Raw genomic sequence first — 14698 nt, forward strand, 5'->3', positions numbered from 1 at the left:
GAGGTCCGTTCCTCACGCCGCGCGAGGCGACTGCCGGTGCGCGGGGTGCGGGGGAACCGTCGCCGGGGCGGTGCGGGCGGTGGTCACGGCAGCTCCTTCAGGCCGTGGCCCGTGAGCAGGTCGCGGGCGAAGGCGAGTTCGGCGGCGATGGCGTCGACGAGCTGCTCCTCGGTGCGCGGGCGCAAGCCGGGCGGCAGCGCCTGCCAGGCGTCGGTCTCCACTTCCAGGTGCCCGGTCAGCGCCCGGTCGCCGCCGACCAGGTGGGCCAGCGCCTCGTTCAGGACGGGCAGGGTGGCGGTCAGGGGTGCGGCGGGCGTCGCGTGCAGCGGTACGTGGAACAGGGCGCGCCAGGGTCCGTCGTCGGGCAGGGCGCCGCCGGCCAGGGCGGGGCCGAGGCCGTCGGTGCCGCGCAGGCCGTCGGCGGCGGGGCTGCGGGTCTGGTGCAGGAACCGGGGCTCGTCGACGGCGGCGAGGGCCGCACGGACTTCGGGGCGGTCGGGGTGCTCGGCGTGGACGGCGGCCGACAACTGGCTCTTGACCACCGGGATGCCTGCCGCGGCCAGGGCGGCGAGCGCGGGCCCGGGTTCCTCGAAGGAGGTGGCCAGGTGGCAGGTGTCGACGCAGATGCCGATCCGGTCGTGGCCGATGGCGCGCAGGGGCGCGATGGCCTCGGCGGTGGTCTCGGCGGCGCAGCCGGGTTCGGGTTCCAGGGCGATGCGGATCGAGCGGCCGGTGGCGTCGGCGAGGTCGTCCAGGCGGCCGCCGAGGTCGGCCAGGGCCGTCCGGGCGCGGGCGGCGCGCTCGTCGTCGTAGACGGTGCGCCAGGCCAGCGGGAGGGTGGAGATCGTTCCCTCGGCGGCGTCCTCGGGCAGCAGGGCCCCGAGTATCCGGGCGAGGGCGAGGGTGTGCTCGTACCGCTGGACTTGGGCCCAGTCCGGTCGGTAGACCCGGTAGTTGACCCGTCGTCCGCACAGGCCCTGGTACGGGGATCCGTCGAGGGTCACGACCTCCAGGCCCCGCCGGTCGAGGTCGCGGCGCAGGGCGGCGAGCGCGCGGGGGGCGGCGTCGAGGTGGCGGACGGCGTCCGCGGACAGCCACAGCCCGATGCCGAGGCGTTCCAGGCCGAGGCGGCGGCGTACCGGCTCGCCGTACGCACGCAGCCGGGCGAGGAGACCGTCGAGGGTCTCGGCCGGGTGCACGGTGGCCGCGTACGAGAGGTGGACGGTGGTGCCGTCCCGGTGGAGGAAGCGCACGGCCTACACCTCGGCGGGGGCGGTGGCCCGCTCGGGGGCGGCGCCGGCCGGGGCGTCCTCGATCCACACACCGGTCCGGTCTCCGGCAAGGGGGGGCGCGGTACGAACGGACACGGACGGCCTCCAGGGGCGTCGGAGTGCGCAAGGCGATGCCGGGCCAAGGATGCCGGGTACTTCGTCCCGGACGAACCGGTCTCCGGCCGGTGTCGAGCGGGCCCCGAGCCGTTCCGGGTCGGCCGTCCGGCGGCCGTCCGGCGGCCGCACGGGCGGTGCACGGATGGTGCACGGGCGGTGCACGGATGGTGCGCGGGTGGTGCGCCCCGCTCCAGATGCGTACAAGTCGGCTTCCAGGGCGGGTCCACTCCCCCTCCCTAGGGTGCCGGGACGGGTCCCTTCCGGCGGTTGGGACAGATTTCCCGCTCTTCTGCCATGGAGGAAACTCATGCCCGCTGTGCCGCCCCCCGAAGTCATCCGCGCTGCGGAGAAGACCCGGGCGGACCTGCAGAAGCAGGTCCGGGAGCTGGCCCCGCCCCCGTTCGCCCTGCTCGAACTGGCCATGGGTTCGATGGTGACCCAGGCCCTGTACGCCGCCGCCGAACTGCGCGTGGCCGAGGCCCTGCAGGACGGTCCCCGACCGATCGAGGACCTGGCCGCGGAGGTCGGCGCGCACGCCGAGGCCCTGGGCCGGGTGCTGCGCCTGCTCGCCTCCCAGGGCGTGTTCACGCGCCAGGACGACGGCCTCTGGGCGCTGACCCCGATGGCCGACGCGCTGCGCGCCGATCACCCCATGACGATGCGCGACATCTGCGTGCTGATGGGCCACCCGACGCACTGGGACGACTGGAACGGTTTCCTGGAGGCGGTGCGGACCGGCGAGCCGAGCCTGCCGAAGCGGCGCGGCATGGGTGCCTTCGAGTACCTCATGCAGAACCCGGAATACGGTGCGGTGTTCATCGGCGGCATGGGGAACATGTCCGGCACCGAGACCTTCCCGGTCGTGGCCGCCTACGACTTCTCGCAGTTCGGCACGGTCCTGGACTTCTGTGGGGCCAACGGCGCGCTGCTGGCCGGCATCCTGGCCGGCGCACCCGATACCAAGGGCATCCTCTCGGACCCGCGCGTCGGCGTGAACGGCGCCGCGGAATTCCTGGAGGCGCAGGGCGTCGCGGACCGCGTGACCCTGGCCGACGGCGACCTGTTCGCCCCGATGCCGTCGGGCGCGGACGCGTACGTCCTGAAGCACATCGTGCACGACTGGCCGGAGGAGCAGGCCCTGCAGATCCTCCGGAACGTGCGCGCCGCGATCAAGCCGGGCGGCAAGCTGCTGCTGGTGGAGATGGTGGTCCCGGAGGAGGGCGACGAGCCGCACTCCGGCAAGCTCGTCGACCTGTGGCTGCTGCTGCTCGTGGGCGGCAAGGAGCGCACCCGGTCGCAGTACGCGGAGCTGGTGGCGAAGGCCGGCTTCAAGCTGGAGCGGGTCGTGGAGACGGCCGCCGCCGTCTCGATCGTCGAGGCCGTCGCGGTCTGACGCACCGCCCCCGAGCTGCCCCGGTTCCGTGTCACCCCCCGTCGCGGAGCCGGGGCTCTCGGCATGTCCGCCTCCGGACGCCGCACCCCGGTGTGCGGGAGGGACCGGCCCGGCCGCGCACGAAGAAGCCCCTGCCCCGCCGGGCGGACACGGCGGGGCAGGGGAGCTCCGAGGGGGTCAGGCGGAAGCCGCTCCCAGCCACCGCTCCAGGGCGGCCTCCAGGCCCTGCGCGGGCTCGCCGGCCCAGGCCACGTACCCGTCGGGACGGACCAGCAGGGCGGCGACGCCGGCCAGTGCGTCCGGGCCGTCGACCGGCTTGGCGGACACGGTGTGCACGTCGAGGCGGCCCTGCCAGCCCGCTGCCGTACGGCGCGCCCCGGCGTCGTCGGCGAGGTCGAGCAGCACGGCCCGGCCCGAGTGCAGCAGTCGCGCGGTGCGCTGCTCGCCGGCGGCGCCGACCAGCAGTCGCGGCGGCATACGGCGGCCGACCAGCGGGTGGGCGTCCTCGCCCGAGCCGAGGTCGTAGCGGATGTCGAGGTGGCTGACCGCTCCGGCCAGGTGCCGCTTGACGTCGTCGTACCGGACCAGCTCGCCGAACAGCTCGCGCAGCGGGTCCGACTCCGCGCCGCCGAGGAAGACGATCCCCTGGGCACGGGTGTTGGCGAGCAGGCGGCGGCCGACCGGCCACCGCTCGGCGTGGTAGGTGTCCAGCAGCTCCGCGGGGGCGTCGCCGCGGACCACGGCGGCCAGCTTCCAGCCGAGGTTGGCCGCGTCCTGCACACCGGTGCTCAGGCCCTGGCCGCCGGCCGGCAGGTGGATGTGCGCCGCGTCGCCGGCCACGAACACCCGGCCGCGCCGGTACTCGGAGGCCTGGCGGGTGGCGTTGGTGAAGGAGGACACCCAGTCGGCGCCGCCGTGCGAGATGTCCTCGCCGGTGATGCTCTGCCAGGCATCCGCGACCTCCTCGAAGGTGACGGTCCGTTCGCGGTCGTGCGCCGGCCGGCCGTCGAGGCAGACGATGATGCGGTCCACGCCCTCGGCGAGCGGGGCCGCCATCACCATGCCGTTGTTCAGGCGCTCGCCGAGGAACCGCGGCCGCAGGGAGCAGCCGGTGACGTCGGCGAGGTACATGCCCTGGGTGGCGTCGGTGCCCGGGAACTCAACGCCGGCCGCCTTGCGGACGAGGCTGGAGCCGCCGTCGGCGCCCACCAGGTATGCGGCGCGCAGCCGCTGCTCCTCGCCCCCGGGCGTACGGACGGTGATCTCGACGTGGTCCCCGTCGAGGAAGCCGTCGGCGAGCGAGACGAACTCCCAGCCGCGCCGGATGTCGGTGCCCAGTTCGGCGGCCCAGCCCTCCAGCACGGCCTCGGTCTGCCCCTGCGGGATGCCGCGGGCGCCGAAGTGGGCGTCCTCCAGGACGGTGAAGTCGAACTGGGCCCCGCCGAAGTGCCCCACGGGGCTGGTGGCGAGGGTCTCGCCCTGCCCGAACCGGGGCAGCAGCCCGCGCTCGTCGAACAGCTCCATGGCACGGGCGGTGAAGCCCAGGCCACGGGACTGCCCGGTCGGCTCCGCCAGCTTCTCGATCACGACGACGCGGGCTCCGCCCAGACGCAGGTCGCCCGCGAGCATGAGTCCGGTCGGGCCGGCGCCGACGACGATGACATCGGTGTCCGCCGCTGTCCCTTCGGTGCCTTGCATGGGGTGTCCTTCCTGGCAGTGAAGATCACTGGAGACTGGGTGGTGGGTGGGTGTGCGGCGGACCGGGAAAGCTCAGGGTGTCGCGGGGCGGGCCGGTAGGCGGGGCGGGCCGAACCAGCGGCCGAGGGCCTCGGCCAGCCCGTCGGCGTCGCCGTCGCGTTCGCCGGAGCGGCCCACCCACACCACGTGGCCGTCGGGCCGTACGAGAACGGCCCCCGGCTCACCGGGGAGCGAGCCGGGCTCCGCGTCGCCCGCGACCGCGGTGACCCGGTCGGCCCAGCCCGCGGGCACCCGTACGCCGGTCCCGCCCACGTCGAGCAGCAGACCTCCGGGGGCGCGCAGCAGTTCGGCGGTGCTGCCGAGGTGGCGCCCGCCGGACCGCACGACGGTGTGCGGCAGCCGGGCACCGAGCAGCGGGTGCGCGGGGCCGGGCACCGGGTAGCGCACGTCGAGGCCGCTGATCATCCCGGCCAGGTGGGCCCGTACGTCCTCCAGGCCGGTCAGCTCGACCACCAGCGTGCGCAGCGGCTCCACCTCGGGGCCGCCGAGCAGCAGCAGGGCCTGGGCCCGGATGTTCGCGAGGACCCGGCGGCCGACTTCGTGCCGCTCCTCGTGGTAGGTGTCGAGGAGGTCTTCCGGAGCCCGCCCGCGCACGGTGAGCGCGAGCTTCCAGCCGAGGTTGAAGGCGTCCTGGAGGCCGAGGTTGAGGGCCTGGCCGCCGACCGGCATCTGGCGGTGGGCTGCGTCCCCCGCGAACAGGACGCGCCCGTGCCGGTAGGAGGCGAGCTGCCGGGAGGTGTCGCCGAAGGAGTTCACCCACAGCGGGGTACCGCCGCTGATGTCTTCTCCTGTGACCCTCTTCCAGACGGTGGCGACCTCCTCGAACGAGGCGTCCGCGGTCCGCGGCCCGGCCGTCCCGCCGAACTCGTGGACCATGACGCGGGTGACGCCCTTGTCGTTGCGCCAGGCGATGGCCAGGCCCCGCTCCATGCGCTGGAAACGCCGGTTGGGGATGTCGATGCCGTCGACGTCGGCCCGCAGCAGTTCCCGGCCGGCGTCGTTGCCGGGGAAGTCCACCCCGGTCAGCCGCCGTACGGTGCTGTCCTCGCCGTCGCAGGCGACCAGGTAGCGGGCCCGCAGGCGCAGGACTCCGTCCCGTCCGACGGCCTCGGCCTCGACGTGTTCGCCGACCTCGCCGGCGGCGACCAGTTCGTGGCCGCACCGGATGTCGACGCCGCGCGAGATGGCCCACTCCTCCAGGACCGCCTCGGTCTTGGTCTGCGGCACCTTCCACTGGCCCGGGTGGGTGCCGGGCAGGGTGAGGTCGAGCGGAAGGCCGCCGAAGTGGCCGTGCGGCTCGTTGGGCGGTGTGCCGACGTCGGGCAGCAGGTCCCGCGCGTCGAGGATCTCCATGGTGCGGGCGTGCAGCGTGGAGGCCCGGGACTCGGTGGAGGGGGCCTTGCGCTTCTCGACCACGATCACGTCCACGCCGCCGCGGGCCAGTTCGGCGGCGAGCATCAGCCCGACGGGGCCGGCACCGACGACGAGGACCTCGGTGTCGAGCCGGGCCGGGCGGCCCGCGCCGCCCGGTGCCGGCTCGCCGGCGCCCGTTCCGGGGTCGGGCGCCATGCTCAGGAGGCCTTCGACTCGGCGTGCGCCTTCGCGTGCGCCAGGGTGGCGGAGCTGTTGGTGGACAGCGCCGTGTGCACGTACGCGCGGGCGTCGGCGACGGTGGCCTCGTCTCCGAGGATGCGCGCGATGTTCTCCGTGTTGATGGTCACGGTGTGCTGCGAGGAGGCGGACGTGCCCTCGTCGGTCTCGACGAACGTCCACTCGCCGGTGTGCAGGGTCATCAGCGCCGGCAGGGTGACCTGCTTGTAGGCGATATTGTCGTGGGGGAAGACCACCCGGTACGACTTGGTGGTGTGCACCGAGCCGTCCTTGGCGCGGGTGTCCATCTCCAGCTCCTGGAGGCCCGGGGTGTCCTCCTCCAGCCGCACCACGGCCACGTGCGGGAGCCGCTCGGCCCACAGGTGGGCCTCGTTGATGAAGTCGAACACGTCCTTGGCGGAGCCCGCGATCTGGACGGTGTCGGTGAACGAGAAGGTCAGCTCCTCGCTCTCCGCGGCGTGCGCCGCCTCGACGTTGACCTTGAGCGCGGCCAGCTCGGAGGTGCTGTTCTTGTCCACCGCCTGCTGGATCCACAGCAGGTCGTGCGGGTCGTCGTTGACGGCGCTGTAGTCGTGCAGCAGCCGGACGCGGGACTGCGCCTCGCCGAGCGGCTCGATGATCCAGGTTCCGCCCATGTGCTTGACGGGCTCCGCCGGGACCTCCTGGCGGAAGGTGATGCGCAGGCCCTCCGGGTCCAGGGTGCGGCGCGAGGTCCAGTTCTTCGGCCGGCCGTTGGCGGTCGCCCAGATCCGGATCTTCTCCTCGGCACCCTCGGCCTCGACCCGGTCCACGTGGATGGTGGGCGGGAAGATGCGCGGCCAGTTGGTGACGTCCGCGAGCAACTGGTACACGGCGGCAGCCGGGGCGCCGACGGTGATCTCGTGCTCGACCTCACGCGTGGTCATGGCGGGTTCTCCTCAGATGGTGTTCGGTGGGTGCGTGGGGGCGGGCTCTGCTAGAAGTTGCCCAGGCCGCCGCAGACGTTGAGCGCCTGCGAGGTGATGGAGGCGGCGGTGTCGGAGGCCAGGTAGCCGACGAGGCCGGCGACCTCCTCCGGGCTGGAGTAGCGGCCGAGCGGGATCTTCGCCTGGAACTTCTCCAGGATGGCGTCCTCGGAGGTGTCGTAGGCGGCCGCGTAGCCCTGGCGGACCTTCTGGGCCATCGGGGTCTCGACGTACCCGGGGCAGACCGCGTTGACGGTGATGCCGGTGGGGGCCAGCTCGTTCCCCAGTGCCTTCGTGAAGCCGACGACGCCGTGCTTGGAGGCGGAGTACGGGGCTCCGAGGACGACGCCCTGCTTGCCCGCGGTGGAGGCGATGTTGATGATCCGGCCGCGGTCCTTGTGCCGCATGCCGCCGGTGGTGAGTACGGCGCGGGTGACGCGGAACACGCTGTTGAGGTTCGTCTCGATGACGTCCTGCCACAGGTCGTCGGCGATGTCGGCGGTCGGTCCGCCGCCGGAGCGGCCGGCGTTGTTGACCACGACGTCGATGGTGCCGAAGCGGTCGACGGCGGCCTGGACGAAGGCATCCACCGAGGCGGTGTCGCGGACGTCGAGGACCGCGCCGTCCACCTCCAGGCCCTCGGCCTGGAGCTCCTTGACGGTGGCGGCGATGTTGTCGGCGTTGCGGGCGCCGATGAACACCCTGTGGTTCTGCGAGGCGAGCAGACGCGCCGAGGCGAGGCCGATGCCGCTGGTCGCGCCGGTGACGACGGCGACCTTGGGGGTGGAGTTCTGGGTCATGTCCGGATCCCTTCAGGCGGCCGTGGCCGGAGCGAGCTGCATGTTGACGACATCTATGAAGCCCCGCGGCGTGTGGGCGTCGTTGACGGCCTCCTCGTCGAGGGAGATGCCGAGCTCGCGCTCGATGAGGCTGCCCGCCTCCAGCAGCGCGAGGGACTCGTAACCGAGCACGTCGAACTCGGTGTCGAGGATGTCGCCGTCCAGGTCGACGCCCTCGGCCACGCCCGCGGCCTCCTTCAGGATTCGCTTGAGGTCGTCGAGGGTGAACGCCTTGGTGGCCATGGTGGAAGTCCCTTTCATCGAGATGCTGCGTGGGTGGTGGCGTACGTGCGGACGGGGCCGCCCTACTCGGCGGCGCGCACGACCATGGCGGAGTTGAAGCCGCCACTGCCGCGGGCCAGGACCAGCGCGGTGCGCACCGGTGCCGGGCGCGGCCGGCCCAGGACCAGGTCGAGCTGGTAGTCCGGGCACGGGTCGACGTGCACGGTGGGCGGGATGACCCCGTCGCGGATGGCGAAGAACGCGGCGGCCAGGTCCAGCGGGGCCGCGCCCGAGTACAGGCGTCCGGTCATCGTCTTGGGCACGGTCACCGGGACGCCCCGGACTCCGAAGACGGTGCTGATCGCCTCGGCCTCGGTGCGGTCCAGCGTGGGGTCGCCGGCGCCGTCGGCGAAGACGACGTCGATGTCGCCCGCGTCGGCGCACGCGTCGGCGAGGGCGAGCTCGATGGCCTTGCGCAGGCCCGGCTCGCGGCCGCTGCCGGGCCTGGGGTCCATCGTCGAGGCGTAGCCGGCGATCTCGCCGTAGATGCGGGCGCCGCGGGCGCGCGCCGCGTCGGCGTCCTCGGTGATCAGGATGGCGCCGCCCTCACCGGGTACGAAGCCGCGGGCGTCGCGGTCGAAGGGCAGGTAGGCGCGGGTGGGCTCGTCGCTGGTGGACAGCCTGCCGGTGGACAGCTGGGCCACCCAGCCCCACGGGCAGATGGAGGCGTCGACGGCGCCGGTGACGATGAGCGCGGTGCCCTTGCGGATCTGGCGTCGTGCGTGGGCGACGGCGTCGAGGCCGCCGGCTCCCTCGCTGACCACGACGCCGGCCGGGCCCTTCATGCCGTTGCGGATCGAGATCTGTCCGCTGTTGACGGCGTAGAACCAGGCGAAGGACTGGTACGCCGAGACGTACTGGCTGCCCCGGCCCCACAGGTTCTGCAGTTCGCCCTGGCCGAACTCGAAGCCGCCCGCGGCCGAGGCCGTGATGACGCCCATGTCGAACTCGGACATCGCCTCGGGGTCGACGCCCGCGTCCTTCAGCGCCCAGTCCGTGGCCACCAGCGCGAGCCGGGTGACCCGGTCGGTCTGGGGCAGGATCCGCGAGGGCAGGTGGTCCTCGGCGACGAAGCCGGGGACCTCACCCGCCAGGCGCGCCGGGTATCCGGACGGGTCGAAGCGGGTGATCCGGCCGATGCCGTTCTTTCCGCCCAGAGTCGCCGACCAGTAGTCCTCGGCGCCCAGCCCGTTGGGGGAGGCGATGCCGAGGCCGGTGACCACCACCGACGTCATACGAGGCTCCTATCAGGGCTGGCCAGCACCATGGCGCTCTGGAAGCCGCCGAATCCGCTGCCGACCGTGAGGACCGCGTCGACCAGCTGGTCGCGCGCGGTCACCGGGACGTAGTCGAGGTCGCACTCGGGGTCGGGCGTCGTCAGGTTGGCCGTGGGGGGTACGACGTCGTACTCCATGGCCAGCGCGGACGCGGCGATCTCGATGGAGCCGATCGCGCCGAGCGAGTGCCCGACCATCGACTTGATGGAGCTGACCGGCGTGCGGTAGGCGTGGTCGCCGAGGCTGCGCTTGAAGGCGGCCGTCTCGTGCCGGTCGTTCTGCTTGGTGCCCGAGCCGTGCGCGTTGATGTAGTCGATCGCCTCGGGGTTCATGCGGGCCTCGCCGAGGGCGAGGTCGATGGCCTCGGACATCTCCAGGCCGTCGGGGCGCAGGCCCGTCATGTGGTACGCGTTGGAGCGCGTGGCGTAGCCGGCGATCTCGGCGTAGATGTGCGCGCCGCGCTTCTTGGCGTTCTCCAGCTCCTCCAGGACGAAGAAGGCGGTGCCCTCGCCCAGCACGAACCCGTTGCGGGTGCCGTCGAAGGGGCGCGAGGCGCGCTGCGGGTCGTCGTGGCGGGGGGTGGTGGCCTTGATGGCGTCGAAGCAGGCCATGGTGATCGGCGAGATCGGGGCGTCCGAGGAGCCTGCGATCACCACGTCGGCCGAGCCCTCGCGGACCAGCTCCACGGCGTAGCCGACGGAGTCGAGACCGGAGGTACAGCCGGTGGAGACCACGGTGGAGGGGCCCTCGGCGCCCACGGCCCAGGCCACTTCGGAGGCGAAGGAGCTCGGCACCATGTGGTTGTAGAGGTGCGGGACCGCGTAGGTGTGGTCGACCAGGTCGAGCCGGCCGCCGTCGCTGACGACCCGGTACTCCTCGTCCAGGCTCATCGTGGCGCCGACCGCGGAGCCGACGGTGACGCCGATCCGGTGCGGGTCGAGCGAGCCCAGTTCGATGCCGCTGTCGGCGACCGCGCCGCGCGAGGCGACCACCGCAAACTGCGCGGCCCGGTCCAGGCGGCGCACCTCCTGTGCGGTCAGCCCGTGGGCGAAGGGGTCGAAGTCGATCTCGGCGGCCACCCGGGAGCGGAAGGGCGCGGGATCGAAGAAGGTGATGCCGCGGGTGGCGGTGCGGCCCTCGCTCAGCAGGCTCCAGAACTTCTCCTTGCCGACACCACCGGGGGCGATCACCTCGATTCCGGTGATGACGACGCGTCGGCGGGTCACGCGGACGCCTCCCAGTTGTAGAAGCGCGCGGCCATCGCGTCGGCGGGCGAGCGCCAGGTCTTGGGGTCGTAGGCCTCGATGAAGGGCTTGAGGTCCTCGCTGATCCCGACGAAGCGCGAGTCGCTCTTCGCCTGCTCGATCAGCTCTCCTCCGTTGTCCTCGTCGAAGTCCTGGAGGTGGAAGTAGAGGCCCCGGTACGAGAACAACTGGCGGCGCCGCGTTCCCATGCGCTGGGGCATGTCCGTCGCGTCGAATTCGGAGAACAGCTTTGCCACATCGGCGGACGAGGCGGCTGCCATCCGGGCGACAATCAACGTGCTGTGCATACGGTTTGGCTCCTCAGCGTGTGCGAGGGAGAGCGCGGTGCAGGCGCGGCCGACATGGTGGCCTGAATTCGCCACCGGATTCGACGGTCCCGCCCGGCGATCGCGCGCCGCACGCGGGATTCTCGAATTCTGCCGGAGCGGTTGCTCCGCTCGCCTTCTCATGGAATGGGGGCAGGTGCACGGGACGCCCGGCTCCCCGAGCGGGGTGCCGGGCGTCCGGGGCATTGCGGTCCCGTCGCGCCGTGGGGGGCGCGCCGGATCACTCGCCTGCGGAGCGGGAGTGCACCACGGTGTACGAGTTGATCTGCGGGGCGCCGATGGCGACGGCGGCCACGCGGTTCTGGGCTTCCCGGCGCGCGGCGGACTGCGCCTCCGGGGCCTGGTCGCGGTAGGCCTCGTAGGCCTGCTTGCTGTCCCACTGCGCGTAGGAGACGACGAACTTGTCGTCCAGGCCGCGGGCGCGCAGGCCCTTGAGGACCACGTGCGAACGGAAGCCGGGGACGTCGGCGAGGAACTCCTGGCCCTTGCCGAGGGCGTCGATGGCCTCGTCCTGGCCGTCGTCGGCCACGGCGAAGACGGCCAGGACGGTGTAGTCGTCGCGGTGCGGGCCGACCTCGACCTTGCCGCCGAGGGCGTCGGAGGTGACCGTGTAGGCGACCTCGTTCTGGAGGAGCTTGATCGAGGTGGTGATCTCGCCGAAGACGGGGAGGGTGCGGTGCTTGAACTCCTCGCCCTCGTAGCGGCGCTCCAGGTCCTCGCCGCTGCGCCACTGGATGAAGTTGGCGGTGCCGGGGCTGTCGACGCCCGCGTGCACGGTGCTGTTCATCCAGCCCTCGTACGTCGCTGCGTCGACGATCTTGCGCATCTCCTCGATCAGCTGGTCCTGCTTCTCAGGCGCGTCGGTGGTGAAGAGGTTGAGGACGGTCAGGTGCTTGTCCTCGAGGGAGATGAAAGGCATTCTTCTTCGCTTCCTGTGAAGGGTCGGGCGGAGCGGACGGAGCGGCTTCAGCTGGCGGGGCCGAACCAGCGGGTCAGGGCGTCGGCGAGGCCTTCGGTGCCGGCGCCCTCGGGCGCGAGCCAGGCCACGTACCCGTCGGGGCGGACGAGGATGCCTGCCACCGGGGCGTCGCAGTCGGGCTGGTCGGCGCGGACCACCTCGACGCGGTCGGCCCAGGCGGCGGCCGCCCCGCCCAGGCCGTGGTCGCCGCCGAGTTCGAGGAGTACGGCGCGGCCGGCGTTCAGCAGCTCGAAGACCGAGGTCTTCTCGCCGTCGACGACCAGGGCCCGGTCGGGCAGGCGGCGGCCGAGCAGCGGGTGGTCGCCCGCGCCGACGTCGTGGCGGATGTCGAGGCCGGTGACCATGCCGACGAGGTGGCGGCGGACCGATTCGTGGTTGTCCACCAGCTCGGCGAACACCTCGCGCATCGGGGTGATGTCGTCGCCGCCGAGGTAGAGGATGCGCTGGGCGAGCGTGTTGGTCAGGATCCGCGCCCCGACCGGGTGCCGCTCGGTGTGGTAGGTGTCGAGCAGGCCCTCGGGGGCCCGGCCCTGGATGTCCAGGGCCAGCTTCCAGCCGAGGTTCACCGCGTCCTGGACTCCCGCGCTCATGCCCTGCGCACCGATGGGCAGGTGGATGTGCGCGGCGTCGCCGGCCAGGAAGACCCGGCCCCGCCGGTACTCGGCGGCCTGACGGCTGTTGTCGGTGGTGGAGCTGACCCACAGCGGGGTGGCGCCGCTGATGTCCTCGCCCGTCAGACGCCGCCAGGACGCGACGACCTCGTCGAAGGTGATCGCCTCGGGGCCCGTGCGCAGCGGCTCGGCGCTGTCGAAGTAGATGACGCGGCTGCGGTCGGGGCCCATGGGGATGACCATCACCATGCCGCCGGGGACGCGCTCACCGCTGAAGCGCGGGCGCAGCGGTACGCCGGCCACGTCGGCGAAGCGCAGCTCGATGGCGGGCTCGGTGCCGGGGAAGTCGATGCCGGCGAGCTTGCGCACGATGCTGCGGGCACCGTCGCAGCCCACCACGTGGCGGGCGCGCAGGGTGAGGGTGCCGTCCGGGCCCTGTGCGGTGACCGTGACTCCGTCGGCGTCCTGGGCCAGGCCGGTGACCTCGACGCCGCGGCGGATCTCGGCGCCCAGTTCGCGCGCCCAGCCGCCGAGGATGCCCTCGGTACGGGCCTGGGGGATGCCGCGGGCGCCGTACGAGCCGCCTTCGATCACCTGGTAGTCGAGCGGGACTCCGCCGAAGTGACCGACCGGGATCACACCGACCTCGCCGAATCGGGCTATCAGTCCGCGCTGGGCGAATTCCTCGATGGTCCGCGCAGAAAAGCCGAGCGCCCGGGATTCCTTGATGGGCTCGACTAGTTTGTCAAGGACTGTCACGGAGACTCCATTGAGCCTCAACTCGCCCGCGAGCATGAGTCCGGTGGGCCCGGCTCCCACGACAATGGCATCTACATCAAAGGTGCTCATCCCGCCTCTTCCCACTGGTGTTCGGCCAGTATCACGAGGGCCCGGGCGGGACGTAAAGAGCGATGGATACATACCTTGTACAAATCAATGAAAGAAAAGCGTCGGCAATGTCAGATCTTTGTCAGGCGGACTTGCCGGGACGGGCCGGCGCAGGCGGATTCTCAAGGATGAACTCCACCGAGACACTCGAAGAATCCGGCACCGCGAGCCTTCATGTGGCAGCCCTCTTGAACCGCTATCTGGTCTCCCTCGACGACGAGGAACTCGACGACGCCTGGGCCGCGGAACTGTTCACCCCGGACGCGGTGGTGGCCTTCCCGCCGATGAGCCGGCACGAGGGCACCGCGGGCCTGGCCGGGTTCCACCGCACGGCCCTGTCGGCCTTCGCCGCCACCCAGCACCTGGGCTCCCCCGCCGTGGTCGTCCTGGACGGGGACCGGGCCACCCTGCGCGCCAACCTGCTCTCCACTCACGTGCACCACGCGCACCACGTCCCGCCGCGGGGCACGCTCGCGCCGCTGTTCACCACCGGCACCTTCGTCGACGGCGCGGCCCTGCGCACCGCCGACGGCTGGCGGCTGACGCGGCTGTCCTTCCGCCTTCTGTGGGTGGACGGAACTCCCCCGCCGGCCGCGTAGGCACGCGGTACGGGGGCGCGCGGCGCGGCCGGGGAGGCCGGCGCCGCGCGGCCCGGGCCGCACGGGAACCGGTCAGGCGTTGAGGGTCAGCACCCGGTCGACCTCGATCTCGATGACCACCCGGCCGGGCGGGTTCGGGGGCGCCGACCAGTACCGCTTGGCGTACCGCTTGACTCCCTCGGCCACCCGACCGGGTTCGCGCACCACCGTGCCGGCGCCCTCCAGCGTGACCCAGGCGAATCCCTGCACCTGGCAGATCGCCACCCGGCCGCCGGGACCGGCCAGCAGGTTGCGCGCCTTGCGCGAGGAGTCGACGGTCATGACCCGCACCAGGCCGGCCGCCGCGTCCCAGGTGAACCGCACGGGCGCCGCGTGCGGCCGCCCGTCGGGCCTGACGGTGGTGAGCACGCCCACGTGCTCGGGGTCGTTGAGGAACGCCTCGACCGAGGGCGACACCCGCGGTGCGCCGGCGCGCTGCTTCGACAGCGACATCGGGTGGATCCTTCTTTCTCTGAGGTCGCCAGGTCCCCGAGGTCTT

The 14698-nt window shown here is 72.6% G+C and carries 14 protein-coding genes; 2 read left to right on the forward strand and 12 right to left on the reverse strand.

The annotated features are described in order from the left end of the window. Window positions 1-83: 83 nt before the first annotated feature. A complete protein-coding gene (eboE, locus tag ACIA8F_RS30685) occupies window positions 84-1253 on the reverse strand; it encodes a metabolite traffic protein EboE (RefSeq protein WP_399383637.1) in 1170 nt (389 codons plus the stop codon). 442 nt (window positions 1254-1695) lie between these two features. Here eboE and ACIA8F_RS30690 point away from each other — a divergent pair, with 442 nt between their 5' ends. Next, on the forward strand, window positions 1696-2781 hold the full coding sequence (locus ACIA8F_RS30690) for a methyltransferase (protein ID WP_399383639.1): 1086 nt from the start codon (window positions 1696-1698) through the stop codon (window positions 2779-2781). Between the two features lie 177 nt (window positions 2782-2958). On the opposite strand, the gene ACIA8F_RS30695 is transcribed toward ACIA8F_RS30690, so the two are convergent. The 10 genes from ACIA8F_RS30695 to ACIA8F_RS30740 all read right to left on the reverse strand — a co-directional run bounded on the left by ACIA8F_RS30695 (window position 2959) and on the right by ACIA8F_RS30740 (window position 13522). Beyond that, the gene (locus ACIA8F_RS30695; protein ID WP_399383640.1) at window positions 2959-4479 is read right to left on the reverse strand and encodes an FAD-dependent monooxygenase; all 1521 of its coding nucleotides are present in this window, start codon (window positions 4477-4479) and stop codon (window positions 2959-2961) included. 72 nt (window positions 4480-4551) lie between these two features. Then, on the reverse strand, window positions 4552-6108 hold the full coding sequence (locus ACIA8F_RS30700; RefSeq protein WP_399383642.1) for an FAD-dependent oxidoreductase: 1557 nt from the start codon (window positions 6106-6108) through the stop codon (window positions 4552-4554). 2 nt (window positions 6109-6110) lie between these two features. Continuing rightward, complete coding sequence (locus ACIA8F_RS30705; RefSeq protein WP_399383643.1) at window positions 6111-7055, reverse strand: aromatase/cyclase; 945 nt, start codon at window positions 7053-7055, stop codon at window positions 6111-6113. A gap of 50 nt (window positions 7056-7105) precedes the next feature. Next, window positions 7106-7894 carry a 3-oxoacyl-ACP reductase FabG gene (gene fabG, locus ACIA8F_RS30710; protein ID WP_399383644.1) on the reverse strand — a complete coding sequence of 263 codons (789 nt, stop codon included), beginning with the start codon at window positions 7892-7894 and terminating at the stop codon, window positions 7106-7108. Between the two features lie 12 nt (window positions 7895-7906). Then, window positions 7907-8176 (reverse strand): acyl carrier protein, encoded by a 270-nt coding sequence (locus tag ACIA8F_RS30715; protein ID WP_399383645.1) that lies wholly within the window; start codon window positions 8174-8176, stop codon window positions 7907-7909. Between the two features lie 62 nt (window positions 8177-8238). Next, on the reverse strand, window positions 8239-9450 hold the full coding sequence (locus ACIA8F_RS30720; protein ID WP_399383646.1) for a ketosynthase chain-length factor: 1212 nt from the start codon (window positions 9448-9450) through the stop codon (window positions 8239-8241). Further along, the gene (locus ACIA8F_RS30725) at window positions 9447-10718 is read right to left on the reverse strand and encodes a beta-ketoacyl-[acyl-carrier-protein] synthase family protein (RefSeq protein ID WP_399383648.1); all 1272 of its coding nucleotides are present in this window, start codon (window positions 10716-10718) and stop codon (window positions 9447-9449) included. The genes ACIA8F_RS30720 and ACIA8F_RS30725 overlap by 4 nt, the downstream gene beginning before the upstream one ends. Next, complete coding sequence (locus ACIA8F_RS30730; RefSeq protein WP_399383650.1) at window positions 10715-11044, reverse strand: TcmI family type II polyketide cyclase; 330 nt, start codon at window positions 11042-11044, stop codon at window positions 10715-10717. The genes ACIA8F_RS30725 and ACIA8F_RS30730 overlap by 4 nt, the downstream gene beginning before the upstream one ends. 259 nt (window positions 11045-11303) lie before the next feature. Next, window positions 11304-12002 (reverse strand): antibiotic biosynthesis monooxygenase family protein, encoded by a 699-nt coding sequence (locus ACIA8F_RS30735; protein WP_399383651.1) that lies wholly within the window; start codon window positions 12000-12002, stop codon window positions 11304-11306. 47 nt (window positions 12003-12049) lie between these two features. Next, window positions 12050-13522, reverse strand: a complete 1473-nt coding sequence (locus ACIA8F_RS30740) for an FAD-dependent monooxygenase (RefSeq protein WP_399383652.1) — start codon at window positions 13520-13522, stop codon at window positions 12050-12052. A 167-nt stretch (window positions 13523-13689) separates the two neighbouring features. Here ACIA8F_RS30740 and ACIA8F_RS30745 point away from each other — a divergent pair, with 167 nt between their 5' ends. Next, the gene (locus tag ACIA8F_RS30745) at window positions 13690-14160 is read left to right on the forward strand and encodes a nuclear transport factor 2 family protein (protein WP_399383654.1); all 471 of its coding nucleotides are present in this window, start codon (window positions 13690-13692) and stop codon (window positions 14158-14160) included. Window positions 14161-14232: 72 nt separating this feature from the next. Here ACIA8F_RS30745 and ACIA8F_RS30750 read toward each other — a convergent pair whose 3' ends face one another. After that, window positions 14233-14652: a pyridoxamine 5'-phosphate oxidase family protein gene (locus tag ACIA8F_RS30750; protein WP_399383655.1), complete on the reverse strand. Its 420-nt coding sequence runs from the start codon at window positions 14650-14652 to the stop codon at window positions 14233-14235. Window positions 14653-14698: the final 46 nt, after the last annotated feature.

This window comes from Streptomyces sp. NPDC051563, assembly GCF_044454225.1.
In the GTDB taxonomy this organism is placed as follows: domain Bacteria; phylum Actinomycetota; class Actinomycetes; order Streptomycetales; family Streptomycetaceae; genus Streptomyces.